General features: G+C 65.7%; 25 protein-coding genes, 4 tRNA genes and 1 pseudogene. 8 read left to right on the forward strand and 22 right to left on the reverse strand.

Annotated features, from left to right (window positions below; genetic code table 11):
• Window positions 1-120: 120 nt before the first annotated feature.
• A pseudogene (locus MHY23_RS08060) lies at window positions 121-333 on the reverse strand (hypothetical protein); the annotation flags it as partial.
• 188 nt (window positions 334-521) lie between these two features.
• Between MHY23_RS08060 and MHY23_RS08065 the strand changes: the two are divergent.
• Window positions 522-1601, forward strand: a complete 1080-nt coding sequence (locus tag MHY23_RS08065; protein WP_239307124.1) for an HNH endonuclease signature motif containing protein — start codon at window positions 522-524, stop codon at window positions 1599-1601.
• Between the two features lie 64 nt (window positions 1602-1665).
• Here MHY23_RS08065 and rplA read toward each other — a convergent pair whose 3' ends face one another.
• The 9 genes from rplA to MHY23_RS08110 form a co-directional block, all read right to left on the reverse strand.
• Window positions 1666-2373, reverse strand: a complete 708-nt coding sequence (rplA, locus tag MHY23_RS08070) for a 50S ribosomal protein L1 (RefSeq protein WP_181889764.1) — start codon at window positions 2371-2373, stop codon at window positions 1666-1668.
• Window positions 2374-2437: 64 nt separating this feature from the next.
• A complete protein-coding gene (gene rplK / locus MHY23_RS08075; RefSeq protein ID WP_034997189.1) occupies window positions 2438-2866 on the reverse strand; it encodes a 50S ribosomal protein L11 in 429 nt (142 codons plus the stop codon).
• Between the two features lie 171 nt (window positions 2867-3037).
• Window positions 3038-4057, reverse strand: coding sequence for a transcription termination/antitermination protein NusG (nusG, locus tag MHY23_RS08080; RefSeq protein WP_239307125.1), 1020 nt, complete (start codon window positions 4055-4057; stop codon window positions 3038-3040).
• 115 nt (window positions 4058-4172) lie between these two features.
• Window positions 4173-4490, reverse strand: a complete 318-nt coding sequence (gene secE, locus MHY23_RS08085; protein WP_181889763.1) for a preprotein translocase subunit SecE — start codon at window positions 4488-4490, stop codon at window positions 4173-4175.
• 21 nt (window positions 4491-4511) lie between these two features.
• Window positions 4512-4587: transfer RNA gene (locus tag MHY23_RS08090), tRNA-Trp, on the reverse strand.
• Window positions 4588-4651: 64 nt separating this feature from the next.
• Window positions 4652-4723, reverse strand: a tRNA-Met gene (locus MHY23_RS08095).
• 39 nt (window positions 4724-4762) lie between these two features.
• Window positions 4763-4835, reverse strand: a tRNA-Thr gene (locus MHY23_RS08100).
• A 199-nt stretch (window positions 4836-5034) separates the two neighbouring features.
• Window positions 5035-5119 (reverse strand) — tRNA-Tyr (locus tag MHY23_RS08105).
• A 64-nt stretch (window positions 5120-5183) separates the two neighbouring features.
• Window positions 5184-6209 (reverse strand): polyprenyl synthetase family protein, encoded by a 1026-nt coding sequence (locus MHY23_RS08110; protein WP_239307126.1) that lies wholly within the window; start codon window positions 6207-6209, stop codon window positions 5184-5186.
• A 95-nt stretch (window positions 6210-6304) separates the two neighbouring features.
• Between MHY23_RS08110 and MHY23_RS08115 the strand changes: the two genes are divergently transcribed.
• Window positions 6305-7525, forward strand: coding sequence for a geranylgeranyl reductase family protein (locus MHY23_RS08115; RefSeq protein WP_370645834.1), 1221 nt, complete (start codon window positions 6305-6307; stop codon window positions 7523-7525).
• Here the strand turns inward: MHY23_RS08115 and MHY23_RS08120 are convergent.
• Window positions 7522-8211 (reverse strand): demethylmenaquinone methyltransferase, encoded by a 690-nt coding sequence (locus tag MHY23_RS08120; RefSeq protein ID WP_239307128.1) that lies wholly within the window; start codon window positions 8209-8211, stop codon window positions 7522-7524. The genes MHY23_RS08115 and MHY23_RS08120 overlap by 4 nt on opposite strands.
• 93 nt (window positions 8212-8304) lie before the next feature.
• Between MHY23_RS08120 and MHY23_RS08125 the strand changes: the two genes are divergently transcribed.
• The 4 genes from MHY23_RS08125 to MHY23_RS08140 are packed head-to-tail and all read left to right on the forward strand — an operon-like array spanning window position 8305 to window position 11143.
• Window positions 8305-8541, forward strand: coding sequence for a hypothetical protein (locus MHY23_RS08125; RefSeq protein WP_038609556.1), 237 nt, complete (start codon window positions 8305-8307; stop codon window positions 8539-8541).
• 36 nt (window positions 8542-8577) lie between these two features.
• On the forward strand, window positions 8578-9501 hold the full coding sequence (locus tag MHY23_RS08130) for a metal ABC transporter substrate-binding protein (protein ID WP_066529067.1): 924 nt from the start codon (window positions 8578-8580) through the stop codon (window positions 9499-9501).
• Window positions 9498-10223, forward strand: coding sequence for a metal ABC transporter ATP-binding protein (locus MHY23_RS08135; protein WP_034997179.1), 726 nt, complete (start codon window positions 9498-9500; stop codon window positions 10221-10223). The genes MHY23_RS08130 and MHY23_RS08135 overlap by 4 nt, the downstream gene beginning before the upstream one ends.
• Window positions 10220-11143, forward strand: a complete 924-nt coding sequence (locus tag MHY23_RS08140) for a metal ABC transporter permease (protein WP_051106251.1) — start codon at window positions 10220-10222, stop codon at window positions 11141-11143. Before MHY23_RS08135 ends, MHY23_RS08140 begins: the two co-directional genes overlap by 4 nt.
• Here MHY23_RS08140 and MHY23_RS08145 read toward each other — a convergent pair.
• The 8 genes from MHY23_RS08145 to MHY23_RS08180 form a co-directional block, all read right to left on the reverse strand.
• A complete protein-coding gene (locus MHY23_RS08145) occupies window positions 11044-11721 on the reverse strand; it encodes a metal-dependent transcriptional regulator (RefSeq protein WP_070474791.1) in 678 nt (225 codons plus the stop codon). The two genes, MHY23_RS08140 and MHY23_RS08145, sit on opposite strands and share 100 nt — an antisense overlap.
• Before the next feature lie 32 nt (window positions 11722-11753).
• Window positions 11754-12977: a glycosyltransferase family 1 protein gene (locus MHY23_RS08150; RefSeq protein ID WP_239307129.1), complete on the reverse strand. Its 1224-nt coding sequence runs from the start codon at window positions 12975-12977 to the stop codon at window positions 11754-11756.
• A gap of 67 nt (window positions 12978-13044) precedes the next feature.
• Window positions 13045-13455 carry a DUF3592 domain-containing protein gene (locus MHY23_RS08155; RefSeq protein ID WP_239307130.1) on the reverse strand — a complete coding sequence of 137 codons (411 nt, stop codon included), beginning with the start codon at window positions 13453-13455 and terminating at the stop codon, window positions 13045-13047.
• The gene (gene menD, locus MHY23_RS08160) at window positions 13452-15068 is read right to left on the reverse strand and encodes a 2-succinyl-5-enolpyruvyl-6-hydroxy-3-cyclohexene-1-carboxylic-acid synthase (protein WP_239307131.1); all 1617 of its coding nucleotides are present in this window, start codon (window positions 15066-15068) and stop codon (window positions 13452-13454) included. Before menD ends, MHY23_RS08155 begins: the two co-directional genes overlap by 4 nt.
• On the reverse strand, window positions 15069-15635 hold the full coding sequence (locus tag MHY23_RS08165; protein ID WP_239307132.1) for a hypothetical protein: 567 nt from the start codon (window positions 15633-15635) through the stop codon (window positions 15069-15071).
• Between the two features lie 70 nt (window positions 15636-15705).
• Window positions 15706-17286 (reverse strand): DASS family sodium-coupled anion symporter, encoded by a 1581-nt coding sequence (locus MHY23_RS08170; protein WP_239307133.1) that lies wholly within the window; start codon window positions 17284-17286, stop codon window positions 15706-15708.
• A 49-nt stretch (window positions 17287-17335) separates the two neighbouring features.
• Window positions 17336-18298: an o-succinylbenzoate synthase gene (locus MHY23_RS08175; protein ID WP_239307134.1), complete on the reverse strand. Its 963-nt coding sequence runs from the start codon at window positions 18296-18298 to the stop codon at window positions 17336-17338.
• A gap of 693 nt (window positions 18299-18991) precedes the next feature.
• The gene (locus MHY23_RS08180; protein WP_194560160.1) at window positions 18992-19783 is read right to left on the reverse strand and encodes a hypothetical protein; all 792 of its coding nucleotides are present in this window, start codon (window positions 19781-19783) and stop codon (window positions 18992-18994) included.
• A gap of 398 nt (window positions 19784-20181) precedes the next feature.
• Between MHY23_RS08180 and MHY23_RS08185 the strand changes: the two genes are divergently transcribed.
• Window positions 20182-21114, forward strand: coding sequence for a 1,4-dihydroxy-2-naphthoyl-CoA synthase (locus MHY23_RS08185; protein ID WP_085956856.1), 933 nt, complete (start codon window positions 20182-20184; stop codon window positions 21112-21114).
• Here the strand turns inward: MHY23_RS08185 and MHY23_RS08190 are convergent.
• Complete coding sequence (locus tag MHY23_RS08190; protein WP_239307135.1) at window positions 21111-22475, reverse strand: M20 family metallopeptidase; 1365 nt, start codon at window positions 22473-22475, stop codon at window positions 21111-21113. The genes MHY23_RS08185 and MHY23_RS08190 overlap by 4 nt on opposite strands.
• Before the next feature lie 166 nt (window positions 22476-22641).
• On the opposite strand from MHY23_RS08190, the gene MHY23_RS08195 reads away from it, so the two are divergent.
• Entirely contained in the window at window positions 22642-23664 is a 1023-nt protein-coding gene (locus tag MHY23_RS08195; RefSeq protein WP_239307136.1) for a hypothetical protein, read from the forward strand.
• Between the two features lie 7 nt (window positions 23665-23671).
• Here MHY23_RS08195 and MHY23_RS08200 read toward each other — a convergent pair whose 3' ends face one another.
• Both MHY23_RS08200 and MHY23_RS08205 read right to left on the reverse strand, forming a co-directional pair.
• Window positions 23672-25087 (reverse strand): hypothetical protein, encoded by a 1416-nt coding sequence (locus tag MHY23_RS08200; protein WP_239307137.1) that lies wholly within the window; start codon window positions 25085-25087, stop codon window positions 23672-23674.
• Entirely contained in the window at window positions 25084-25785 is a 702-nt protein-coding gene (locus MHY23_RS08205) for an ATP-binding cassette domain-containing protein (protein ID WP_239307138.1), read from the reverse strand. The genes MHY23_RS08200 and MHY23_RS08205 overlap by 4 nt, the downstream gene beginning before the upstream one ends.
• Between the last annotated feature and the right edge of the window lie 41 nt (window positions 25786-25826).

A 25826-nucleotide genomic window follows, 5' to 3' on the forward strand; every position in this document is an offset into this window, starting at 1 on the left:
TCCCAGAATCCTTGACCGGCTCGCCGCCGGTGCCGAGCCCGGGTGAGCCTCCGCTACCGGGTACTCACTCAGCCGCTACCGGATACTCACCACACCGCTACCATTTCGGTCTTTTGAACACTCCGTGTACGCATCCTGGCCGACGACCAATTCCACGTCCTCCGGAGCGTGGCGCACGTGGCTGCCGGTGGCGTCTTCCTTCAGGTCCAAGGTCAGCTCGCCGCCGTCCGCCGTGACGTTGAACGCATCGATGTGGCCTTGATCCAAGCGCTGCACCTGCGCGTGCGCCGGCGTGATGCCCAGCACCGCGAGTAGGAACACCACCAAACTAATGAAAACTCTTTTCAACACTTAATGGAGATTAGTTTCAATAGCTATTGGCGCGGGAAATTTACCCCCATCACGGGGAAAACGCAAGGGTCTTGTCCGGCTGTGGACAACGTTGTTACTGGTGTGGCGAGTTATCCACAGATTTTGGTTCGGGGGTTGTGCGGGGTTGTGTGCTGTTTAGTGTTCGTGGCATGAACCCGTTCGACGCGTTTATCGAGGCGATGGCCGCAGCATCCATGGAGACGCTGCGGCACTTCGACCTGCCTGTTGCGTTGGGCGCTGGGATGGCGCCGGATCGGGCGCGCGCGTGGGACGGGATGCAGAAGGTGTACTACGGGCCGACGAAATTCACCCGGAAGCAGGCCTTGGCAGTACAGAAGGCCCGCGGGTTCTCCCTGGACGAGCTCGCGCTGATTGAACGCCGCGTCGGCGGTGTGAAGGATCTTGGGAAGCGGTGGCGGCTTCGCCTGGCCTTGTTGGACGTTGAAGGCGGGTACCGCGCGATTGAGCGCGCCGCACGCGAGTTGGTGCCCCGCGACGATGACAGCCCGACAAAGAAACAAGTCGCGTTCTCCGCACCGAAGAACGGGCGGGCGCGCATCACCATCGACACCACCGACCGCAAAGCCGCAGACCTCGAACACCGCCTCAAGCAAGGCATCGACGCCACACTGCCGGCAGCACCCCAGATGGAGGAGGCGTTCTGGCGCATCGTCGAAGGCAAAACCGGCGGGGTCGTCGCCGCGGCACCCAGGCCCATTGTGATGGTGCCGATTTCGGAGCACGCACGCATCATGGCCGGTGACGGCGACGACGTCATCCTCACCTTGACTGACGGCACCACCATGACCGGGGCGGAGTACATGCAGCAAGAGTTCGGCGAGGCCTTGGAGGTTGCCGCCTTCCACCCGGAGGAAGGGGCGGTGAACCTCTACGACACCGAGCGTTTCGCCAACCAGAAGCAGCGCGACATGGCCTGCATGGTCTCACCCGTGTGCGCCTTCCCCGGGTGTAGGCACGGGGCGTACGGTGCCGAGATTCACCACGTGGATGCGTGGAAACACGGCGGCTACACCAACATGAACAACCTGGTGCCGCTGTGCCGCTACCACAACCGCATCAACGACGACGACCCCTGGCGCAAATCCCGCGGCCGCATCGCCATGATCAGAGGCGCACCCTGGTGGGTCTCACCACGCGGGTACCACCTGAGAAACACCGACCGCGGAGCACTCGACCAACTCTTCGGACCCCGAAGCACAGGCCCCTAACAACGCGAAACGCCGCCGCCCAACAACGGACGACGGCGATTCGGCGCGCGCGAAAGAAGACGAACTACTTGGTGGCGTAGTTCTTCTCCACGGAGGTGTCCACCGGAACACCCGGGCCCTGGGTAGCGGAGACGGTGATCTTCTTCAGGTAGATGCCCTTGGCGGACGCCGGCTTCAGGCGGATGACCTCGTCGAGCAGCGCGCCGTAGTTCTCAGCGAGCTGCTCCGGGGTAAACGACGCCTTGCCGATGATGGCGTGCAGGTTGGACGCCTTGTCCACGCGGAAGGCGATCTTGCCGCCCTTGGAGTCGGCGACAGCCTTAGCCACGTCCGGGGTGACGGTGCCGGTCTTCGGGTTCGGCATCAGACCACGCGGGCCCAGCACGCGGGCGACGCGGCCGACCTTGGCCATCTGGTCCGGCGTAGCGATAGCCACGTCGAAGTCGATGGTGCCTGCGTTGATCTGCTCGATCAGCTCGTCGGTGCCGACGATGTCCGCGCCAGCCTCCTGCGCCTTGGTTGCGTTCTCGCCCTCGGCGAAGACAGCGACGCGGACGGTCTTACCGGTGCCGTGCGGCAGGTTGACGGTGCCGCGAACCAGCTGGTCGGCCTTGCGCGGGTCGACGGACAGGCGCATTGCAACGTCGATGGTTGCGTCGTACTTGTCGGAGGAGGTCTCCTTCGCAAGCGTGACGGCGTCGAGCGGGTGGTAGAAGCTGTCGCGGTCGACCTTCGCCAGCTGCTCGATGTAGTGCTTGGACTTCTTAGCCATGTTGGGTTCCTTTCAGGAGTTGTGGTTTGCGGGCCTGGCTTACGGCCCTTCCACGTGAAGCTCTTTACTTCTCGACGTCAATACCCATGGAACGGGCAGTACCAGCGATGATCGCAGCACCTGCCTCGATGTCGCGGGCGTTGAGGTCGTTCTTCTTGGTCTCGGCGATCTCCTTGCACTGCTCCCAGGTGACCTTGCCAACCTTGTCAGTGTGCGGGACGCCGGAGCCCTTCTTCAGGCCTGCAGCCTTCAGCAGCAGCGACGCTGCCGGCGGGGACTTCAGGATGAAGTCGAAGGAGCGGTCTTCGTAGACCGTGATCTCCACCGGCACGATGTTGCCGCGCATGGACTCGGTTGCGGCGTTGTAGGCCTTGGTGAACTCGACGATGTTGACGCCGTGCGCACCCAGGGCCGGACCGACCGGCGGGGCCGGGTTGGCCATGCCTGCTTCGATCTGCAGCTTGATCAGGCCGGTGACCTTCTTCTTTGCCATCGCAGTACCTCCTAGTTACAGCACCCGCAGCCACGATGAGCTGCCGCGGGGCTTCCGGATGCCGGGGGTAGACCCAGCCACCGGGGATTTACAAGAATTGAAAACGTCGCGCGTGCGTGCACGCGCGACGAATTAGGATACGCCGTGAGGACGTCGAGAAGCAAAACGCTCCTACATGATGCGCTCGATCTGGTCGGCGGTCAGCTCCACCGGGGTCTCGCGGCCGAAGATGGACACCAGCGCCTCGATCTTGCCGGTCTCCGGGTCGATCGCGTTGATGGTGGCGGACACGCTCGCCAGCGCGCCGGAGAGGATCGTGACAGCCTCGCCAACCTTGTAGTCGTGCGCGAGCTTCTTCGGCGCCTCTTCCTCCGGCATCGCCACGACGGTCTCGCCCTCGGCGTTGACCTCCGGCTTCGCACCGGTTGCGGCGGACTTGGGAAGCAAGAACTTAGCGACGTCCCGGTGCTTCACCGGCGTCGCATTACCCTCATTGCCCACGAACGAGGTCACACCCGGGGTCTCGCGGACCACGGACCAGGCAGCGTCGTTCATGTCCATGCGCACAAGCACGTAGCCCGGCAGAAGCTTGCGCTTGACCAGCTTCTTCTTGCCGTCCTTGTTCTCGATGGCCTGCTCGATGGGCACGACAACCTCGTAGATGGAGTCCTCGACCTCGAGGGTCTGGGAACGCATCTCCAGGTTGGTCTTTACCTTGTTTTCGTAGCCGGAGTAGGACTGGATGATGTACCAGTCGCCCGGCTGCTTCTTCAGCTCGCGGGTGTACTCGCGCAGGCGGCGCTTGTACTCGCTGTCGGAATTGGCGTCAGCATCAGCCTCGCCTTCGACGGCGTTGAGGTCAGTCTCCTGGACCGGCTCCTCGACGGCACCGTCGGCGTCGGTCGCAGCGTCTGCCGCCTCGTCCGCCTCAGCGTCGACGGCGTCCTGCGCCGCGTCCTGCACCTCGGCGTCGCTTAGCTCCGCGCCAGCGTCGTCCGCGTCCGCAGCATCAGCGTCGCTGCTACTGTCGCTCTCCTCGTCGGAGGAGTCACCGCCCTCGGTGCCGGCCGGGTCGTCGTCGCCGCCGCTGAGGGCCGGGTCGGTGGACGGCTGCACGGGCGCGCCCTCGTCGATCATTTCCTGCTCGTTGTTCTCGATGGCGCCTTGAACGTCTTTGTTTGCCTCAGTCATGGCTTTGTCTCCTCATCCGTCGAAACGTGTGCGCCCCAGGGTACCGGGGCAAAAATTATCCCGCCCTCCTCGGCGTCCGAGGCGGCGGGAAAAGTTTGTGCGCGTTGAATTGTACCTAGCGGATGAAGATCCAGCGAATCAGCCACGATGCCAGCGCGTCGGTGCCCCACACGAAGATGGTCAGCACGATCAGGAACGCAAACACGATGAGGGTGTAGTTGAGCATCTGCTTGCCGGTCGGCCAGATGACTTTGTTCATCTCGGAGACGACTTCACCCGGGAAGGCGGCGACGCTGGAGCCGTCCTTCTCGTCCGCGTCGTCGGCGACGGGGGCACGCTTCGCTTCGTAGCCCTCGGAGGAAACGGGAGAAGCCCCACGCAGCTGACGCTTGCCGGTCGGCTGTGCGGGGTTTTGACCGTTGGGGTTAGTCACAAAAACTCCTCCAGGTTGTTTTGGCAGGGGCGACAGGACTCGAACCTGCAACCTACGGTTTTGGAGACCGTTGCGCTACCAATTGCGCCACGCCCCTAGGGCACTCGTTCAAGTGCGCCTAACCCTACCACGGTCACCTTTCGGCTCCCGTTTGAGGTGAGTAGCGATGGAGAGAATTGAACTCTCGACACAGCGATTATGAGTCGCTTGCTCTACCACTGAGCTACACCGCCCTGGTGTTCGCCGGGCCAAAAGGCCCTAGCAAACAACAGAGCCCCCTGACAGAATCGAACTGTCGACCTTTTCCTTACCATGGAAACGCTCTGCCGACTGAGCTAAGGGGGCACAGCCTCTGTGTTGTGAATCTTCGCTTTCGCTCTGACCCGCTCCGTTGAAGCCTTGGAAAGATTAACCTGATGTTGTTTTCAAACACAAATCGCCAGGCAGTTGCGGGTTTTTAGACGGTTACGGTGCGCACTTTAGGCGTCGTGAAGCAATTGCTTAACGACGAAACCCCGCCGGTGAAACCGACGGGGTTTGTGTGTGGTGCCAGGTAGAAGATTCGAACTTCTGAAGGCAATGCCGGCGGATTTACAGTCCGCTCCCTTTGGCCGCTCGGGCAACCTGGCAAGCACGTTCAAAGTGCGGGATTTACCTTACAACACCGCCCCGCGATCGGTGCAAATCGGCTGGTTAACCGACTCGTTCGACGGTCAGGCGGGTCATGGTGCGAAGCGCTTCGCGGGCGGGGCCGTCCGGCAGGGCGTCGAGTTCGCGCTCGACGTCGTCGACGTAGCCGCGCACGGTCTCCAGGGCGCGCTCGCGTCCGCGGGTCTGGCCGAGCAGTTCGAGCGCCCGGGCGACGTCCGCGTCGTCGGTCAGTGGGCCGGTGAGCAGGCCGCGCAGCGCCTCGCCGGCGGGCGAGTCCTCCTCGAGCGCGTAGAGCACTGGCAGGGTGAACACGCCCTCGCGCAGGTCGGTGCCGGGGGTCTTTCCGGACTGTTCGGGGTCGGAGAAGATGTCGATGATGTCGTCGACGATCTGGAAGACCATGCCCACCGCGTCGCCGATGCGGGAGCAGCGCGCCACCACCTCGTCGGAGGCGCCGGCGTGGCGTGCGCCCAGGTAGGCGGCCGAGGAGATGAGCACACCGGTCTTTTCCTCGATGACCTTCAGGTAGTGCTCCACCGGGTCTGCGGCGCCCGCGCCGTCCGCGCCGACGGTTTCGCGCATCTGGCCGGTGACCAGCTCGGAGAACGTGTCGGCGAAGTGGGCCACGGTGTCGAGGTCCATGAGCGCCATCTGGCGCGACGCGTGGGCGAACAGGATGTCGCCGGCGAGGATGGCCACGGTGTTGGTCCACCGGGTGTTGGCGGATGCCACGCCGCGGCGGCGCTCGGCTTCGTCCATGACGTCGTCGTGGTAGAGCGTGGCCAGGTGCACCATCTCGGTCACCGCTGCCCCGCGGATGACGTTTTCGGTGCCGGGGTTCGGCCCGAACTCGCTGCACAGCAGCGCCATCATGGGGCGGAAGCGTTTGCCGCCAGCTTTGGCCAGGTGGGTGACTTTGTCGGTGAGGAAGCTCTCCCCGCGGGAAAGTTCCGTAATCAGCAGCTCCTCCACCGCTTCGAGCCCGGTGTTGAGCCGGGTGTTGAGCGCGTCGTCGCCCAGGTCCAGGTTGAATCCGTGGCGCGGTGACGGAGTGGTGCCGTACGTCATAGATAACGTCCTTGCAGGTTGGATGGGCCCATGTGTAACGCACTAACCGTAGCCCAATTACCCCGCCGGGTGCACTTGCGGGTGGCGCTGGCAGAATGTGGCGCGTGAGTGAGTTGTTCGACCTCGTCGTTGTGGGCGCAGGCCCTGCGGGTTCCGCCGCCGCGATCGCCGCGCAAAGGGCCGGCATGAGCACCCTGCTTCTCGACGCGCAATCCCCCCGCCGCGACAAAACCTGCGGGGACGGGCTCACGCCGCGGGCCGTCGATACGCTTGCGCGCCTGGGGCTTGAGGTGCCCGCGTACCGCAACTTCGGGCTGAAGCTGCACGGCTTCGGCGGCGATGTGGTCGCGCCGTGGCCGCGCGGCGAGGGGTCCGCGTCCCCGCGCGCGAAATTCGACGCCATGCTTGTCGACGAAGCTTCGCTCGCCGGCGCCACCGTCCGCCACGACTGCGCCGCGACGGGGGTGCGTTTCAGCGACGGGGCGATCAGCGCGGTGGAGACTTCCGGCGGCGTGGTCCGCGCCCGCTGGGTGATCGTGGCGGACGGGGTGCGCTCCCCCTTCGGCAAGCTGCTGGGGCGAAAGTGGCACCGCGGGCAGGTCTACGGGATCGCGGCGCGCTCCTACTGCGCGTCTCCGTATGCGGACGAGCCGTGGATGCACTCGCACGTGGAGCTCCGCGACGCCGACCGGGTGATCCAGCCCGGCTACGGCTGGATCTTCCCACTCGGCGACGGCACCGTGAACCTCGGCTGCGGCGCACTGTCCACGGACGCGCGCCCGGCGAAGGTGAACACGAAGAAGCTGCTCGCCCTGTACGCCTCGCAGCAGCGCGAGGCGTGGCAGCTCGCCCCGGAGCAGTCGGTCGCCTCGGCGCTGCTGCCGATGGGCGGGGCGGTGTCCAACGTGGCGGGGCCGAACTGGGCGCTGGTCGGCGACGCCGCGGCGTGCGTGAACCCGCTCAACGGCGAGGGCATCGACTACGGGCTGGAAACGGCGGTCGCCGCCGTCGAGCTGATCGCGGACGGCGGGGACCTCACGCTCGCGTGGCCGGCGCTTCTGCGCGAGCACTACGGCGAGGCGTTCACCCTGGCCCGCACCCTGGCGCGTCTGCTCACCTACCCACAGTTTTTGCCGCTGGCGGGCCCGGTGGCGCTGCGCGGGCTGGGCGGGCGCTACCTCATGCCGGCGGCGGCGCGGCTGATGGGCAATCTGGTGACTGAGGAGGATACGGACCTCGTCGCAAGGCTGTGGCGTGCCGCGGGCAAGGGCGCGCGGGCGGTGTCGGGCGACCAGCCGCTTTGGGACGTGCGCTAGGCAGGCTTGACCGCGCTGTGCAGCGCGACAATACCGCCGGTGAGGTTCTGCCAGCCGGCATCGGCCCAGCCGTTGGCGTTAATCGCCGCGGCGAGCTCTTCCTGGCCCGGCCAGGCGCGGATGGATTCGGCGAGGTACTCGTAGGCCTCCGCATTGGAGGAAAATAGCTTCGCCAGCGCCGGCACCGCTAGCGGCAGGTACTCCTTGTACAGCGTGCGGAAACCCGGCACGACGGGGGTGGAGAACTCGTTGACGGCCAGACGCCCGCCCGGCTTGGTCACGCGCGCCATCTCGCGCAGGCCCGCCTCGAAGTCGTGGACGTTGCGCAGCCCGTAGGAGATGGTCACCGCGTCGAAGGTGCCATCGGCGAACGGCAGGTGCATCGCGTCGCCGACGACCTTGGGCACGTCGCGGTCCTTGCCGGCGGCGAGCATGCCCTGGGAAAAGTCGCAGGCAACCACCCACGCGCCGGACTTGCCCAGCTCCACGGTGGACACGGCGGTGCCGGCGGCGAGATCCAGCACGAGCTCGCCGGGCTGCAGGTTGAGGCGCTCGCGCGTGCGGCGTCGCCAGTACTTGTCCAGGCCGAACGACAGCACAGTGTTTGTTTTGTCGTAATTTTTGCCCACGTCGTCGAACATGCCGGCAACGTCGAAGGGCTTTTTCTCCAGATCCGCCTTGGCCATGGTGCGCAAGTCTACTTTGCCACCCACAAACGGAGGCCGTACGACAACACAACACTTGCAAGTTCGGCGTGCCGAACTTTATTATTCGCCGGTATGGGACTTGATGACTCCAACATGGGCGCATGGCTCGAAGCCATCGCATTGTTCGAGACCGCCCGCGAAGGCGACTACCTCGCGTCCGCGCGGCTCGTGCGCTCCAGCGCCAACCCGGAAGACGTCACGCTCAACCTGATGCGGCTGCTCGCCGTCTACCTGCACGACGAATCCCCGGAAAAGCTCGACCGATTCATTGCCACGTCCCACCGCGTCGGCCCGCCGCCGCTTCTCTAACCGCACGGAAAAGTACACAGAAAGAAAAGGACCAACATGCTGAAATCCAAGGTGCTCGCGCTCGCCGCCACGGCTGCGCTAACTGCCGGCCTCGCAGGCTGTTCGCAGGACAGCGCCGACGCCGCAGGCGGCAAAGACACCCCCGTGGTACTCACCACGTTCACGGTGATCCAGGACATCGCTTCGAACGTCGCCGGCGACCACCTGCGGGTGGAGTCCATCACCAAACCCGGCGCGGAAATCCACGGCTACGAGCCCACCCCGGGCGACATCTCGCGCGCCTCCGACGCCGACCTGATCCTGGACAACGGCATGAACCTGGAAAACTGGTTCTCCCAGTTCGTCGCCGACCTGGACGTGCCCCACGCCGTGGTCAGCGAAGGTGTCGACCCGATCGACATCGCGGAGGACGCCTACGCCGGCAAGCCCAACCCGCACGCCTGGATGAGTCCGGTGAACGTGCAGAAGTACGTGGACAACATCGTCGACGCGTTCAGCGAACTCGACCCGGAGCACGCCGATGATTTCAAGGCCAACGGCGAAACATACAAGCAGGAACTGCAGGCTGTGCAAGACGAGCTGGAAACCAAGCTCGCCGCTGTCCCCGACAAGCAGCGCGCCTTGGTCACCTGCGAAGGTGCGTTCTCCTATCTGGCTCGCGACGCGAAGTTGACCGAGCGCTACATCTGGCCGGTCAACGCTGAGCAGGAAGCCACCCCGCAGCAGATCGCCGGCGCGATCGAGTTTGTGAAGGAAAACAACGTCCCGTCTGTGTTCTGTGAATCCACGGTCTCTAACGCGCCGATGATGCAGGTCGTGAAGGCCACCGGCGCGGAGTACGGCGGCACCCTCTACGTCGATTCGCTTTCTGAGGAAAACGGTCCGGTGCCGACCTACCTGGATCTGATTCGCCACGACACGAAGGTGATCATCGACGGTTTGAACGGGGGCAAGCAGTGATCCCCGCAATCGCGGTTGACGATGTTGCGGTGCGCTACGGCGACGTCGTCGCGCTCGACGGCGCAACTTTGAGCGTCCAACCAGGCCGTATCTGTGGGCTGATCGGGATGAACGGCGCGGGCAAATCCACGCTACTCAAGGCGATCATGGGGTTGGTCAAGCCGGATCGCGGCACGGTTCGTATCAACGGCATCGACCCCATGCGCGCCCGCAAGACGCAGGTGCTGGGCTACGTCCCGCAGAGCGAGGACGTGGACTGGCAGTTCCCGGTCACAGTGCGTGATGTGGTCATGATGGGCCGCTACGGCCACATGGGCTTTACCCGCCACGCGCGTGCGGAGGACATTGCGGCTGTGGATCGCGCGCTTGAGCGCACCCACCTTGAGTCGTTCGCAGACCGCCAGATCGGTCAGCTTTCGGGTGGCCAGAAGAAGCGTGCCTTCATCGCCCGCGGTATCGCTCAGGGTGCGAGCATCATGCTTCTCGACGAACCCTTCGCCGGCGTGGACAAACATTCCGAGGCCACCATCACTGAGCTGCTGCGTGACCTCGCGGCAGAAGGCACCACTATTTTTGTGGTGACGCACGACCTGGTTGCCTTGCCCCAGCTCGCGCCGGAGACAGTGCTGTTGAACCGCCGGGTGTTGATGCACGCCCCGACTGAAGTGGTGTTAGAGCCGGACAATTTGGTACAGGGCTTCGGTATGGGGGTGTCAGCATGATTGCGCTGCTTACGGAGCCGTTTGGGTACGAGTTCATGATGCGTGCGCTTGCGACCTCGCTGGTGGCGTCGATTGTCTGCGCGCTGTTGTCGTGCTGGCTGGTGTTGGTTGGCTGGTCGCTGATGGGCGATGCGGTAAGCCACGCTGTCCTGCCCGGCGTGGTGCTGGCCTACATTCTGGGCGTGCCGTTTGCCGTCGGCGCGGTGGTGTTCGGGTTCCTTGCGGTGGCACTGATCGGGCTGGTGCGCGATACGTCCCGGGTGAAGGAGGATGCGGCCATTGGCATTGTGTTCACCACCATGTTCGCGCTGGGGCTCGTGCTCATTTCGGTAACCCCTTCGCACACGGATCTGAACCACATCATCTTCGGCAATCTGCTTGGTGTGTCCCGTGGGGACCTGCTGCAGGTGGCCATCCTGGGAGCGATCGTGTTGAGCGTGCTGGTGCTCAAGCGGCGCGACTTCACCCTCTACGCGTTCGATCCCACCCATGCACACGCGATTGGGTTGAATCCGCGCCTGCTCGGTGCGGCCCTGCTGGCACTGCTGGCGCTGACGTCAGTGGTGGCACTCCAGGCCGTTGGCGTGATCCTGGTGGTGGCGATGCTGATCATCCCGGGTGCGACCGCCTACCTGCTCACCAACAAGTTCGGCACGATGCTGGTCATCGCCCCGACCATGTCGGCAGCGTGTGCAATCGTGGGGTTGTACTGCTCCTACTACCTGGACACAGCCTCTGGCGGCATGATTGTGCTCGCCCAAGGTGTGGTGTTTGGTGTGGTGTACCTGTTCGGCCCGCATGGGGTGCTGCGGGGTCGTCGTTACGCATCCACGCGCACGAAGACGGAATCCGTGGCTTCCTCGCCGAGCGGCACCGCCTCCGCCGCGCCGGCAAGCCGGACCGCGACCGCGCCGGAGTAAGGGGCACCCTCTCCCACCTCGAGGGTTGCGCCGACGACGAGCCCATGGCTGTCAAGGAACTTCAGCAGCTTCGGGTCGTCGTCCGCGATGCGCTCGATCGTGGCCGTGTGCCCGGGTTGCACACCGGTCAGCGGCACCGCCGCGGGGGTGTCGACACGGCCGCTGGCTGAGGGGATGGGGTCGCCGTGGGGGTCGCGGCTGGGGTAGTCCAAAAACGCGTCGATACGGTCGACCATGAAGTCGCTCACCGAGTGTTCGAGGTTTTCGGCCTCGTCGTGCACCTGGTCCCAGGTGTAGCCCAACGCCTCCACCAAAAACGTTTCAATCAGGCGGTGGCGGCGGATCATCGCCACCGCGTACGTGCGGCCTGTGTCGGTCAGCTCGACGGCGCCGTAGGGCTTATGTTCCACCAGGCCCTGCTCGCCGAGCTTGCGCACCCCGTCGGAGACGGTGGATTTGCGCAGTCCAAGGTGCTTGGCCACCGACGACGGCGTCACCGGCGTATCTGACCACTCCGAAAGCGCCCAGATGCCTTTGAGGTAGTTCTGGGTGCTGGTGGACAGGTCGCCGACGGACATGCTCGCCACTCTACTTGGCGGCGCGCATGCGCCTACGCGGTATCGCCGCGCCGCGCTTGCCTGCGGGATTGGCCTAAGCGTGCCGGCGCCCAGCGCGGCAGGGCCACGTCGCGGCCGAACAGGTGCACCACGTTGCGCTCGTAGGTCTCCAGCACCTCGGTGTAGTAGCCCAGCAGCTGGTCGCCGAGAGCGGCCCAGGTCTTGTCAGCCACGGATTCGCGGGCGGCGGCCTGCAGGCTGGCGTGGCGGGCGTCGTCGAGGATCCAGCGCGCGGCGTCCGGCAGCTCGTCTTCGAAGGTGTCCACCTCAAGCAGCAGGCCGTTGTCTCCGTGCTTAATCAGGTCGATGGGGCCGCCGGCGCGCGGGCCGATCGTCGGCACGCCCGAGGCCTGCGCCTCCTGGATGGCCTGGCAGAACGTCTCAAACTCGCCGGTGTGCACGAACAGGTCCAGCGACGCGTAGGCGCGGGCGAGCTCCTCGCCGGACAGCGCGCCGGTGAACACGGCGGAAGGCAGGGTCTCGGCAAGGCAATCCCGCTCCGGGCCGTCGCCGACGATGACGAGTTGGACCGCAGGGTCGTCGACAAGCGGGGCAAGGCGGTGCACCGACTTCTCCGCGGCCAACCTGCCCACGAAGCCGACGATCTTCTTCTCGCCCGTGGGATCCCACATGCGGCGCAGCACGTCGGAGCGCTTTGCCGGATTGAACAGCTCGGTGTCCACGCCGCGGCCCCAGTGGCGCACGTTGTTGATGCCGTGGGACTCGAGCATGCGGATATAGCTCGACGACGGCGCCAGCGTCATCTCGCTCATATTGTGAATCGTGCGCGTCCAGTCCCACGCCAAATTCGCCACCATGGGCAGGTGGTACTTGGTGGCGAAGCCGGCGACGTCCGTCTGGTAAAGCGCCACCGCCGGCACCCCGAGCTGGCGCGCGGCGAACGCGCCCGCCCCGCCGAGGACGAACGGGCTGGCCAGGTGGATGATGTCCGGCTTGAACTGGGAAAGCGCCGCGGCGACGGTGGTGGTGGGCACGCCGATCGGCAGCGAATCCACCAGCGGGACCATCACAGTGGGCACGCGGACGATCTCGAAGCCGAGGTAGTCCGGGATCTCGTCCTGGAAGTCGCGCGCGCCTGGCGCGACCACCATCGCCTCGTGGCCTTCGCGCTTGAGGTGCTCGAGCACGCGCAGCACCGAATTGGTCACTCCGTTGACGTTGGGCAGGAAAGACTCCGCCACGATTCCCACTCGCATATCAGGCACTCTCCCACTGCAATTCGAACTTGCCACCAATTCTGGTTGAACCGGACATGAATTTTTTCTACCCCTCCGGCACCCACCGGCCCACGGCGAACCAGGCCCCGGCGGCGACGAGCGTGACCACAGCCCAGGTGGACAACGCGGGCAGAAGCGCCAGCGCCCAGCCGCGGCCCTCCACCTTGACAAGGTCGGGGTCGGTTTTGTCGTAGGTCACCCACACCTGCTGCCCCTCCCCCAGTCCGGTCGGGTACAGCAGCCCGCGCGGCGGGGAGACCAGCTGGCCGTCTTCCGTCTGGTACTCCACGAACGTGCGCATGGGTCCGGCTTCGGTGACGATGGCGGTGCCGCGGCCGGGGTTGGCTTGAATGCGGGCGTCGTTGAGCGCGGGGCCTGCGACCATGGCGACGCTGCCGAGGGTGGCAAACGCGTAGAGCGCGAGCACCACCTGGTGCGCGCGGCGGCGCCACCTCATCGGTTCAGGCGCGCCGCCAGCGCTCGACGGGTGGTGCGGGTGGTGGCGGCCTCCACGACGGTGATCGGGTTTGGCTGGGCCTCGAGCTCCAGCAGCACCTCGTTGAGCTCGGCGAGGGTGTCGGCGCGGCGGTAGTCGGCCCCGTACGCTTCCGCCAGCTTCTCCACGTCCGTGCCGTGGGGCGTGCCAAACACCCGCTCAAACGCGCCGCGGAGGTTGTCCGCGCCCGGCTCGAGGGCTTCGAAGATGCCGCCGCCGTCGTCGTTGGCCACCACGATGGTGAGGTTGCCCGGGCGTGGCTCGTCGGGCCCGATGAGCAGGCCGTTGGCTTCGTGGATAAAGGTCAGATCCCCCATCAGGGCGACGATACGCGGTGCGCGGATCTCGTCGGGCCGCAGCGCCTGGGTGGCAAGCGCCACGCCGACGGCCTGGGAGACGGTGCCGTCGATGCCCGCGGCGCCGCGCGCGGCATACGTGGATACCCCGTCGAAGGGCATGCCCACGAACGACGCGTCGCGCACCGGGTTGGACGAGCCGAGCACCAGCGTGTCGCCCACGCCGAGGGTGTCGCACACCGCGGCGGCGACGTGCAGGCCGGTGAACCCGAACTCGTCTTCGGTGAGCGCCTGGCGCACGGTGTCGGCGCCGACGTCGCCGGCGGCCTCGCAGATTTTCAGCCACGTGTCCGTGGGCTGGCCGGTGGCGTTGACGCGCGAGCCGCGTGTGTCCGGCTGGCCGGTAAACGTCCCGGTGCGCGAGATGCCGATGACCTCGATGTCCGGGTCCGCCAACAACGCCATCACGTCGCGGTGCAGCGTCGGGTGGCCCACCACGATGACCTGCTCCGGCTTGGTGTCGGCAGCGAAGTCGCCCCCGTCGTGGGAGATGGCCACCTCGGACTGGGCGAAAAATCGCGCGGCCAGCGGGTGCACCTGGTGGAACGGCGTGGGCGCGGTCGGCTCAGCGATGGTGGGCACGTGCTCCAGCCCCGGCACCTCCCAGGCCTCGTCGCCGGCAATGACCAGGGTGTTGCGGGTCAGGTCCACGTCCACGACGCCGTGATCCTCCCAGCCGCGCGAGCCCTCGAGGGCACCCGGCCCGACCCGGCGCGGCTGCCCCACCGGTTCCGGCAGCTGCTCCGGCACGAGCGGGGTGTCCAGGGCCACGTTGATGTGGACCTGGGGGGTGGCAAAGGAGGCTGCGTGGACGTCGTCAAGCGATTGCACCTGCTGCGTCTCGGCGTAGCGGCTGAAGATGCCCTGCTGCCAGATGGTCTGCGACGCGCCTGTGCCGACGAGGCGCTCCGGGCGGTCCGCGCTGATCACCGCGAGCGGGGTGTGGGACATGTGCGCTTCAATCACCGCCGGGTACGCATTCGCGACTGCGGTGCCGGAGGTCATCACCACGCCGACGTGGCGGCGCTGCACACGTGCCAAACCGAGGGCGGTAAACGCGGCGGAGCGCTCGTCGATACGCATGTGCACCCGCACGTCGCGGCGCGCCAAAAGCGCGTAGGCCAGCGGCGAGTTGCGCGAGCCCGGGCTCATGACCACATCGGTGCAATGCTTGGCGACGAGCTCCGCCACCGCCGCCGCAATCTCCATAGCTGCCATCTACTGCTCCTGTAGGTACTCGTCCGCGCCGCCGCGCAGCTGGTCCAGAATGTCGCGGGCGCCGTCGCGGATCTCGCGCTCAATCTCGTTCGGATCCGGAGCCGGCTCGGTCGGCTCCAGCGTGGCGGTGGGGTTGTCCCGGTCGCGGAAAATGGACGGGAACTTGGTGGTGGTCTCCGTCTTCGTCTCGCGCTCGGTGGTGGTTTGCACGATGGTGCTGGTCTCCGTCACCGGCGGCTTGTTCGCCTCCGCCGCCGCGCCGCGCCACAGCACGGCCAGCACCACCGCGGCGATGAAGCTCAGCGCCGCGAACACGCCGAGCGCAATCGCGCCTGCCGACGTGCCCTTCTCCGGCTCCGGCTCATACCCGTTGTCGTAGTACGGGTCCTGGTAGGGCTGCTGGTATTGCTGCTGCTCGTAGGCGGGCTGGGTGTAGCGCTCCTCGTAGCGGGGCTGCGCCTGCGGTTGCTGGTACTGGTTTTGGGACTGGTCCGGGAAGTACTGCCGGGGCCGCTCGCGGCGCGGCTCGCCACCCTGGGGGCCGTACTGTCTCGTCTCGTTATCCATGCGAAATACACTAGCGCGCCCCGCCAAAAGCTCTTGACGGGGCGCGGAAGTGTCGCAGCAGATTCGGGGCTTACAGCACCAGCCCGAACACAGGCACGGCGATGAAGTAGGTCGCCAGCGTGATCAGCACCATGGCGATGGCGTTGAGCCAGACGCCGCCCTTGATCATCTCGCCCATGGTGACGTAGCCGGAGGAGTACGCGATCGCGTTCGGCGGGGTCGCCACCGGCAGCATGAACGCACAGGTGGCGGCCAGTGCTACCGGGATGGCGAGGAGCATGACGTTCATCTCCGTGGCGTCGGTAAGCCCGATGCCCACTGCCACGCCGCCCATGATGGGCAGGAAGGTCGCCGCCGTGGCGGTGTTGGAGGTCAGCTCCGTCAAAATCAGCACGAGCGCTGCGACGGCGAGGATGAGCAGGAACATCGGCAGCGACGACAGACCCTTCGCCTTCTCGCCGATCCACAGGGACAGGCCGGTGGCGGTGAACATGGCGGACAGGGACAGGCCGCCGCCGAACAGCAGCAGCACATCCCACGGCATCTCGTTGGCCGTCTCCCAGTCCAAAAGGCGCTTGCCGTTGGACGTGCCCGGCACGATGAACATGAGCAGGCCGGCGATGATGCCCACGATGGCGTCGTCGTACGGGAAGTCCCAGCCAAACTGGTTGATGCCCAGCGGGATGAAGATCCACGCCAGGGCGGCCACCAGGAAGATCACGCCGACGGCGACCTGGGGGAAGGTCCAGGGGCCGAGCTTCTTCAGCTCGTCGTCGATGAGTTCGCGCCCACCCGGGATGTTGTCCACCTCCGGCTTGAACACGGTGATGAGCACCCACCACGCGATGAAGGTAAACAGCACGGCCACCGGCAGGCCCACCAGCATCCACTCGCCGAAGCCGATGACAATGCCGTGTGCTTCTTCCATGTAGCCCTTGAGCAGCGCATTCGGCGGAGTACCGATGAGCGTTGCCAGCGAGCCAATCGACGCCGAGTACGCGATCGCCAGCATCAGCGCGGTGGCGAACTTCTTCTGGTTGGCCATGCCGCCGACGGTGTCCGCGGTGAGCATGAGCACGGAGGTGCCGATGGGCAGCATCACCACGGCGGTGGCGGTGTTGGACACCCACATGGACATAAACCCGGTGGCGATCATGAAGCCCAAGATGATGCGCTTCGGGCTGGTGCCCACCACCTTGACCACCATCAGCGCCAGGCGGCGGTGCAGGTTCCAGCGCTGCAGGCCCAACGCCATGAGGAATCCGCCCATGAACAGGAAGATCGTCGCGGAGGCGTACGGCGAGGAGACGTCTTTAAACGGCGCGACTCCTGCCAGCGGGAACACGGCGATGGGCAGCAGCGCGGTGGCGGCCAGCGGGATCGCCTCGGTCATCCACCACGCGCCCATGAGCACAGTGGTGGCGGCGACGATGCGCATGGTGTCCGCGGAGTACTCCACGCCTTCCTTCGCGCCAGAGGACTGGGCGACGGTGTCCGCCGCGCCAGAGGGGAAGAAGATGTAGACAAGCACAGCCAGCACCACGCCGGTGATCAGGCCGATGAGCTGGCGGCGCCACTCGCCGGGTTCGGGCGATTTGGCCAGGTCGCCGTCGGAAAGTGCGGCGGATTCGTGGAGTACGGGAGTCGACATGGGCGAAAGATTAGCGGACACCCCCTATTCCCCACACCTGTTTCCGAAATTACACCCGGTTTCGGGGGTCTTGCCGCAGTACGTCTATGCAGGCGCGGACGCGGTCGAACCACCAGTCGCAGCGCTCGGCGGGCGCACGCAGCGCGTGCAGCCTGTCCGGATCGGGGGTAGTGCGGGAAACGGCCATGCGTCCGCGCACGATCTCGCGCGGCTCGGCGACGTCTTCGACAAACAGCCGCTGCGTGGCCAGCCCCGCCGCGCGCGAGCCGGCGAGTTTCGCGGCCACCAGCCCCGCGTCCATCCCGACGGCGGTGTCCAGCGCGCTGGCCACGGTCACACCGAGACGCAGGTCGCGGGCAATCCGCAGAAGCCTATCGACGCCACCTAACGGCGCGACCTTGCACACCGCCACATCAGCCGCCCCGAGCTCGGCCACACGGTACGGGTCGGCGGCGCGTCGGATGGACTCGTCCGCCGCAATCGGTGTCTTGGTGCGCCGTCGAACCTCCGCGAGTTCCTCCACGGTGGCGCAGGGCTGCTCGATGTATTCCAGCTCCCCCAGCTTCTCGGCGGCCTCGACGGCCTCGTCGACGCTCCAGCCGCGGTTGGCGTCCACGCGCAGTGTCGCGTCGGGGCGAAGCTTGCGGACGGCGGCGACGCGCCGGAGGTCGTCGTCAAGCGTCTGCCCCTTCTCGGCGACCTTGATTTTGAAGGTGGTGACGCCGGGGTAGCGCGCGAGCACCGGCTCGACGTCCTCCACGGCCGGGATGGTGCCGTTGACCTCGACTTCCCCGTGCGCTTCTGGCAGGCCCGTGAACGCGGCTTCGATGCCGGACGCGAGCCAGGCGGCGGACTCCTGCGGGCCGTATTCGGTGAACGGGGAGAATTCGCCCCAGCCGGCGGGGCCGTCGATGAGCAGGGCCTCGCGGGTGGTCACGCCGCGGAATTTCACGGCCATGGGCAGGGCGACGACGTGGGCGCGCTCGAGGATTTCGTCGGCGGAAGGCAGCATGGGTGCTTTATACCTCTTTATAGGTTGGGGTAGTTATAAAGAGTTATAAAGCAGGCGCATCGGCCAGTTCGCAGGACACTGCCCATCAAAGCAAAGCCGCCTGACTAGAAATGTCCGTGAGTACGATTACCCCATGCTGTACTCCACCGCCCAGCCCTTCGATCTCGCGCAGGGACCAACGGCAGGCAACATAACACTATGGGTCCTTTCAGTGATTCCGTCGAGGTCAGCACAGTTGGAATAACCTGCGACATCGTGAAGGCCCTCGCGTACACGCCCCATAACAATTGATTACGGCGCGGCATCCTCAGCCCATTTATAGAGACGCCCGCTGCCTGCAACGAATGCGTAGAGAAGAATCGGATAGAGCAAGGAAGCCGCAGAAAGTCCCCCCTGCCAAAACCCGATGACACCGGGGATGTACGCCGCAAACAATGGAGCAAAGGAACTGGGCAGAAATCGCCTGGGCTTCGTGCGGGAATACCTGGGAACCAAATAGAAGAGGGCTCCAAACACAATTACGGCTGCGGAGATGCCCCAACAATATTCAGCTGCAGACTGTGCATTGGTAATGCACGAATAAGCCAAGCCCAACGCGGGCACCGTCAGCGCGACCAGCCACGAGAGATTGAGGCCCCTCTCCCGCCTAGTGAGCCTGGCAGAGTGAAGATTTGCTCCAGAGATCGGCATCAGCTAAGCACATCCCTGCGTGTAGTGTTCCGGAGTTACTCCTAACGATGGAGGAGAAACGCTGCCCGTAGCGCCAACTTTGAGCGCGAGACATTTGTCCTGCGCCACCGCCGCTGTTGCCCAGACGGTCACGTTAACACTATTGTCTGCCCACCACGCCCCTAATACCTCGCCGAACGGGGGCGGAACCAGAACCCAGAAAGGTGAAATTGCTGCCCCCGCTGCCGATGAGGCAGCCATTCGCCGAGTTTCTTCCTTGCTGAAGTAAATATGACCGCTGACAATCCCCCAATTCACGCGGGGATCGGCTTCAATGGGATAGGCCACGTCGGGTTGATTCACCTCGACAACTTGGGTGAACGTATCGCCAGCGACTTCGTAGTGGGTGGGGAGCGCCTTTCCGGCAGCGTCGCGCGCCCACGGAGCGTCAATGAGCGCCACATCAGATCCGTCAACTCGGACGAGTAGAGCGCCACTGTTCCGATCGACATGCAGGTCAACCTGACCATCCGCCTCTACCCTGAACGACTTTTGATGTTCCTCTACGGGCGACTCAATACTCCACTCGAGTTGCACCCCCGAAGGAGTATCGATCTTCTCCCCGATCCCACCTCCCGAGGCATTCCGAATTGTAATGCTCTTTGCGGATGGAGAGACGCTACGCGCAGCGTCACTGTTGTTGTTCACGGTTACAATCTGATCTGAGTCGGTGACGTCTTTAGCATTCGCCTTTTCGGTCACAAATCCGCCGGAAAGGATCACCGAAACACTGAGACTTGCGAGCAATTTCTTCATGGACTACTCCTTGTGTCGACGCGAATCCAATACTCACGCATTGAATTAGGGCTGTCCCCAAAACCAGGGACTGCGAACTCCCTCTCCGAAGAGTCGGCCACTCGACTTAGGTTCTCCAGCCAAGAGGCTAGAACCCACATCCCGCGGGCGCAACCCGATTTTGAAAGTCGGCACTAAAGTAGATAAGAATTGCGTGAGTTTGCGCACGGGTGAGAATGATGGAAGGTATCGTCCGCACCCTTTACACGACAGTGGTGACGCCGTAAGCAAAAACCGACGCGAGCGATGTCGGAAAGGCCGTGGTTTTCACGATTACCCCCCGCCTGAGGTAAGCAATACCTAACTTCGGATTTCTCCACACTTCTGTTGTGAAATTGGCGACACGTAGGATGAGCCGCATGAGCTACTCCACCGCCCAGCCCTTCGACCCCAGCCAGTGGCGCGAGGTCGAGGGCTTCGATTTCACCGACATCACCTACCACCGCCACGTGGGCGACACGCGTGCCGACGGCACCGTGCGCATCGCGTTCGACCGCCCCGAGGTGCGCAACGCGTTTCGCCCCCACACCGTGGACGAGCTGTACCAGGCGCTCGACCACGCCCGGTGCGACCCGTCGGTGGGCGTGGTGTTGCTCACCGGCAACGGACCGAGCGAGAAGGACGGCGGCTGGGCGTTTTGCTCCGGCGGCGACCAGCGCATCCGCGGCCGCTCCGGCTACCAGTACGCGGGCGGCGAGACGGCGGAGACCGTCGATGAAGCGCGCGTGAAGGCCGAGGGCGGGCGCCTGCACATCCTGGAGGTCCAGCGTTTGATCCGCACGATGCCGAAGGTGGTCATCGCCGTGGTGAACGGTTGGGCGGCCGGCGGCGGGCACTCGCTACACGTGGTGTGCGACATGACCATCGCTTCGAAGGAGGAGGCCAGGTTCAAGCAGACCGACGCGGACGTGGGCTCCTTCGACGCCGGCTACGGCTCGGCGTACCTTGCCAAGATGGTGGGCCAGAAGTTCGCCCGCGAGATCTTCTTCCTGGGCCGGACCTACTCTGCGGAGGAGATGCAGCGCATGGGCGCGGTGAACATCGTCGCGCCGCATGCCTCGCTTGAGGACGAGGCGATCCAGGTCGCCCGCGAGATCAACGGCAAGTCCCCCACCGCGCAGCGCATGCTGAAATTCGCGTTCAACCTTGTCGACGACGGCCTGATGGGCCAGCAAGTCTTCGCCGGCGAGGCCACCCGCCTGGCGTACATGACTGACGAGGCCGTCGAGGGCCGCGACTCCTTCCTAGAGAAGCGCCCGCCGAACTGGGAGGAATTCCCCTTCTACTACTAGCGCTGCGTGGCCGCGCCGGCGAGCAGCTTCTCGACGGAGATCGCGCCGCCGGCGTTGCGGAACTCCTCCTGCGCGTCAGCGAGCAGCTGGGGGTCGTTGAGGATGTCCGCGATGGTTTGCGCCAGCCCGACCGCGGCGTCGAACGCGCCCTCAAACGCCTGGTCCGAGATCGCCGCCGCGGCGAAATCAGTGGTGTGCAGCGCGGTGCCCTCCGGCGCGATCTTCACCAGCGGATGGATGCCCGGAACCAGATGGGACACGTTGCCGAAATCGGTCGACGCGGCCTGCGAATCCGGCAGGGTGCCCGCCGGAAGCACGTCTCTTCCGCGTGACGCTTGCGTCGCACCCCACCGCCGGGCAAGCGTCGCGTTGTTGCGGACAGGCAGCGACATCGGATGTTCGTCCCACTGCGCATCTACGGTCGTGCCCGTCATCAGGGCCGCGCCTTTGAGGATGTCCTCCACGCGCTGGCTTAAGTCCATCAGCGTCTCGGTGTAGAGCGAGCGGACGTACATCTGCAGGGTGGCGGTCTCGGGGATGATCGAGGCGCGGGCTCCGCCGTCGGAAAGCACTGCATGCAACCTGTCCGAAGGCGGCATCTGCTGGCGCAGCAACCCGCACGCTTGATAGGCGAGCGTGGCCGCGTCGAGGGCGTTTCGCCCCATGTACGGCTGCATCGAGGCGTGCGCTGGCACACCGGTAAACGTCGCGGTCAGTGTGCGGCGCCCCACCCAGACGTGCGACACAAGGTCGTAGGAAAACGGGTGGATCATCACCGCGCAATCAACGCCGTCGAGCATCCCGCCGCGGATCATGTACTCCTTGCCGGTGTGCCCCTCCTCCGCGGGGGTGCCCAGGAACACGATCCGGCCGCTGCCACTTCCGACGGCGCCGAGGAATGCGCCGACCCCGGCCGCCGCGATGACGTTGTGCCCGCAGGCGTGGCCGATGCCGGGAAGCGCGTCGTACTCGGCCAACACGGCGACCGTGGGATGCACCGTCGAGTCAAAGTCGGCGCTGGACCATTCGGCCCGCAGTGCCGTCGATACGCCATGCGCTCCGCGTTCAACCTCGAACCCGTGGCGTTCAAGAACCCCGGCGATCACCGCTTGCGCGTGGTGCTCTTCAAACGCCTCTTCCGGGTGGGCGTGCAGGTCGCGAACGATGTGGTCGAGGTCCGCGCGGACCTTTTCCACCCGCGCCTCCGCGTCCTCCCAGGACTGCAGGTGCTCAGGGCTTCTGGTCCCAAGGTTAAAGTCCGGCTCCGCCTCCGCGAGCCGGTCCTGGACGGCTTCATCCATGCGCTCCAAGAACGCGCTGGAGGGGGCGGTCGGTCGGGCGGGTGGGTCGAAAGTAGACATTGGTGCTCAGCAGTGATCTTGTCGAAAAGGACATTTCGGCCGACGGTAACAAAAAGCCCGCGCACCACGTCGGAGCCAATTCCCCCGCTACTATTAGACACCTGTACGGGAATTTCAGGGCGCTTCAAGGTCCGCGGGTTACGCTCCGGGCATGTTGAGACGAACGATGACAGCCACAATCGTCGCCGCCTCGCTGACTCTGGCCGCGTGCGACGGGAACATTCCAGACACCCCGACCGCCGCTGATGCCGCCGATACCTCCGCGGAGGCGGCACCGCCTGCTGATGCCCCCGCCCCTGCTGAGCCTGCGACCCCGCCCGCCGACGATCCCGCTGCCGACCCTGTCGCGCCGGTTGCGGACGAAGACAACCTCCCCGCGCCCCCGCCATCGTCGGCGGTACCCAACAAGCGCGACGCGTACGCCGCAGCACTTGCGGACCCGGCGCAATACTTCGCCGACCAGGACGGCCTCGACGGCACGTTCACCTACGACCTCATCGATGTCGACGGCGACACCGAGCTCGAGCTGCTCCTGCGCGCCGGTAAGGAAGGCCCGGCACCGGTGCGCGTGCTGCAGCTTTTCGACGGCACCCTCACGGCCACCGCCGACTACCTGGTTGACGCCGCCGGCACCTACCCCACCGTGTTCACCGCCGGCGTGCAGCCGGGACTGACGCAATACGAAACGGACGGCACGACGCTGACCGCGACCCAGTTCGAACTGCACGGCAACCGCCTGGTCAAGGCGTTCGGCCCGGAGGAGACCGTCGTGGGCAACCCGCTGGACGACGTGACCCTGATCCACTGGACGCCCACCACGGACACCGCGCAGCTGGCGGAGATGGACCAGCCCGACCCTCTGAACGTGCCGCGCGAAGGCACCATGAAGCAGGTCTCCGACATCCCGGAGCTCAACGACCAGTCCTACCGGGTGCAGTTCGGCGCCCGCGACGGCGAGGGCCGCATCCCGGTGACCTACCCGGATCACGGCTGCGCCGGTCTCCTCGAGCCGGTGCACGCCTCCGCCGGCGAGGAGATCCAGGACGGTTTCCGCGAGAACATCACGGAAGGCACCTGCGACAACGGCGGCACCTGGCACTTCTCCATCAACGACTCCCGCGAGCGCGCCACCTACAACGCCCCCACCGGGCGCTACCACGCAGAAGGCCCGCTCAACCGCGCCGGCTGAGCGCGGCTCAGCGCCGAACCGGGCGCATCCCGCGCAGTACCCGGAGCAGCACAACCGCCACCGCGGCCAGCAGAATGGCGCCAACCGCGAGCGCAACCCACCCCCGCGGGCCAGTGGCGGTCACGGGCCAGGCGGGCACCGCGGCGATCCACAGGAAGGACTCCGCCAGCACGTCACCGCCGATGGTGGCAGAGACGATCGTGACCAGGATTGTCGCCGCCAGCGTCCACATCACGCCAAAGCGCACGGTCACGGCGAGCGCGGCGAGGGTGAGAACGGTGCCGGCAATCACGGCGAGCACACCAAAACGCGCGCTCCCAGCCACCACACCCGCGAGCAGGCACACAAGCGCAACAATGCTGGTAAACCAGCTCATCAACGCGACGCCGACTCGCGGGTGCTCCACTTGCATCAGCGCCCATGCCGGGCGGATCCGCGGCCACACAAGCGTGGGCAACACGCCCGCGCCTACCGGGAGGATCGCGTACGCGAACAGCGCCTGGCGCACGTCCGCCGGATAACGTATGGCGAACAGCAGCACCAGTGCGGTGAGCACAAGCACCATGCTTAACGACGGCATCCGCCCCGCCCTCGCAACCCCCTTCCACGCGGACACAAACCCGGTGCGCGCGGGCCTCGGCATGGCCGGCCCAGCAGGCGCGGGCGCAACGACTTCGTGGGTGGTGCGGCGCCTAAGAATGGGTCGCGTGCGGCGCGGGGTGAGCACGGCAGCGACGAATCCGGCCGCGGCTAGAAGCAAGGTGAGCGCGAGCGCAGGAAACGGCGACTCACCAGCCATGGGCGAGGTGTCCTCCAGCGGCAACAGGTTGAAGTGCATCTCCATCGTGGGCAGCGCCAAGCGCGCGGGCCAGGCACCGGGGTTGCACCACCACCAGCTTCGCTCCACGAAGTACCCGAGCTCGATGGTGAACACGAATGCGGCTACGAGCGTCGGCAACAGCCCAACACGGCGGGTGGCCGCGGCTGCCAGGCCCGCGGGGCCCAGCATGCCGAGCCACACAAACGCACCGACAAGCGCGACTCGCCCAGCGCCATCCAGGCCGAACACCAGCGCCACCGCAACGGGCACCGCGAAGTCCAAAACGACGAACACGGCCAAAGCCAGCCACACCACTGTGATGCGGGCAGCTCGGGTGCCCGTGGAAGAGACGGGCCGCCAGAGTGTGCCCCCGGCGCGGGTGTCGCGCTCGCGGTTTTCAGCCAGCCCCGCAAACAGCGCCGCTACGGGTGCGGCCATGCCGGTGACCAAAAGCCCCTGGGGATACAGCAGGGACTTCGCGGAGCCAACATCACCGACCAGCGAAAAAGCAGTCAGCAGCAGGCCAAGAAGCAGCCCCGCTCCTGCGAGCCACCACAGCGTTGAGCCTTTGGCGCGGATCCATTCGGCGCGAAGCAGACTCATTTCCTGCCCCCTGCGGTCAAGCGGAAGAAGGATTCCTCCAGGTTCGGGCCCAGCTCCGCAAGTTCTCCGGCGAAGCGGACGTCGCCGCCGGCGATGACGGTGGCGTCGTCCGCCATGTGCAGTACCTCGCCCAACTGATGGGAGCTGACCAGCACAGTGCGCCCGGCGCGGGCGTAGTCCTTCAGGTAGGCGCGCAGGTGGGCGATGCCCTCGGGGTCGAGGCCGTTTTGGGGCTCGTCCAAAATGAGCACCTCCGGCTCGCCGATGAGCGCCTGCGCCAGCGCCAACCTGCCTTTCATTCCGGTGGAGAAGGTGCCCGCCTTCTTCTTGCCTGCGCCCTGCAGGCCGACGAGTTGGAGCACCCGGTCAGCCTCCGAGTCGGGCAGGCCGAGCAGCGTCGTGTGCACGCGCAGATTGTTGCGCGCGCTCAGGTGGCTGTAGAAGGCGGGGTCATTGATCGAGGCGCCCACGTGCCGCAGCGCCTCGCGGGTGAACGGCTGGCCCATTAGTGTCACCTCGCCCGCGTCGGGTTGGATCAGGCCAAGCAGCACTGACATCAGCGTCGATTTCCCCGCGCCGTTGGGCCCCAACAACGCGTGGACGCGGCCCGGGGTGGTTGTCAGTGAAATATCGCGCAGCACCTGATGCCCGCCGAACGAAACTGCGACACCGCGGCAGGCGAGTTGTGTATCGGTCATGCCCCTATCGTCCGCGGTGAGCAAGCCTTACACATCGGTCG

The organism is Corynebacterium sp. ACRQP, assembly GCF_022345915.1.
Taxonomy (GTDB): Bacteria; Actinomycetota; Actinomycetes; order Mycobacteriales; family Mycobacteriaceae; genus Corynebacterium; species Corynebacterium lehmanniae.

Bases quoted from the DNA above. Each gene is read 5' to 3' on its own strand.
- MHY23_RS08065 (WP_239307124.1), top strand. From the start codon at position 522: ATGAACCCGTTCGACGCGTTTATCGAGGCGATGGCCGCAGCATCCATG.
- rplA (WP_181889764.1), bottom strand. From the start codon at position 2,373: ATGGCTAAGAAGTCCAAGCACTACATCGAGCAGCTGGCGAAGGTCGAC.
- rplK (WP_034997189.1), bottom strand. From the start codon at position 2,866: ATGGCAAAGAAGAAGGTCACCGGCCTGATCAAGCTGCAGATCGAAGCA.
- nusG (WP_239307125.1), bottom strand. From the start codon at position 4,057: ATGACTGAGGCAAACAAAGACGTTCAAGGCGCCATCGAGAACAACGAG.
- MHY23_RS08110 (WP_239307126.1), bottom strand. From the start codon at position 6,209: ATGACGTACGGCACCACTCCGTCACCGCGCCACGGATTCAACCTGGAC.
- MHY23_RS08115 (WP_370645834.1), top strand. From the start codon at position 6,305: ATGTGGCGCGTGAGTGAGTTGTTCGACCTCGTCGTTGTGGGCGCAGGC.
- MHY23_RS08120 (WP_239307128.1), bottom strand. From the start codon at position 8,211: ATGGCCAAGGCGGATCTGGAGAAAAAGCCCTTCGACGTTGCCGGCATG.
- MHY23_RS08125 (WP_038609556.1), top strand. From the start codon at position 8,305: ATGGGACTTGATGACTCCAACATGGGCGCATGGCTCGAAGCCATCGCA.
- MHY23_RS08130 (WP_066529067.1), top strand. From the start codon at position 8,578: ATGCTGAAATCCAAGGTGCTCGCGCTCGCCGCCACGGCTGCGCTAACT.
- MHY23_RS08140 (WP_051106251.1), top strand. From the start codon at position 10,220: ATGATTGCGCTGCTTACGGAGCCGTTTGGGTACGAGTTCATGATGCGT.
- MHY23_RS08145 (WP_070474791.1), bottom strand. From the start codon at position 11,721: ATGTCCGTCGGCGACCTGTCCACCAGCACCCAGAACTACCTCAAAGGC.
- MHY23_RS08150 (WP_239307129.1), bottom strand. From the start codon at position 12,977: ATGCGAGTGGGAATCGTGGCGGAGTCTTTCCTGCCCAACGTCAACGGA.
- MHY23_RS08155 (WP_239307130.1), bottom strand. From the start codon at position 13,455: ATGAGGTGGCGCCGCCGCGCGCACCAGGTGGTGCTCGCGCTCTACGCG.
- menD (WP_239307131.1), bottom strand. From the start codon at position 15,068: ATGGCAGCTATGGAGATTGCGGCGGCGGTGGCGGAGCTCGTCGCCAAG.
- MHY23_RS08165 (WP_239307132.1), bottom strand. From the start codon at position 15,635: ATGGATAACGAGACGAGACAGTACGGCCCCCAGGGTGGCGAGCCGCGC.
- MHY23_RS08170 (WP_239307133.1), bottom strand. From the start codon at position 17,286: ATGTCGACTCCCGTACTCCACGAATCCGCCGCACTTTCCGACGGCGAC.
- MHY23_RS08175 (WP_239307134.1), bottom strand. From the start codon at position 18,298: ATGCTGCCTTCCGCCGACGAAATCCTCGAGCGCGCCCACGTCGTCGCC.
- MHY23_RS08180 (WP_194560160.1), bottom strand. From the start codon at position 19,783: ATGAAGAAATTGCTCGCAAGTCTCAGTGTTTCGGTGATCCTTTCCGGC.
- MHY23_RS08185 (WP_085956856.1), top strand. From the start codon at position 20,182: ATGAGCTACTCCACCGCCCAGCCCTTCGACCCCAGCCAGTGGCGCGAG.
- MHY23_RS08190 (WP_239307135.1), bottom strand. From the start codon at position 22,475: ATGTCTACTTTCGACCCACCCGCCCGACCGACCGCCCCCTCCAGCGCG.
- MHY23_RS08195 (WP_239307136.1), top strand. From the start codon at position 22,642: ATGACAGCCACAATCGTCGCCGCCTCGCTGACTCTGGCCGCGTGCGAC.
- MHY23_RS08200 (WP_239307137.1), bottom strand. From the start codon at position 25,087: ATGAGTCTGCTTCGCGCCGAATGGATCCGCGCCAAAGGCTCAACGCTG.
- MHY23_RS08205 (WP_239307138.1), bottom strand. From the start codon at position 25,785: ATGACCGATACACAACTCGCCTGCCGCGGTGTCGCAGTTTCGTTCGGC.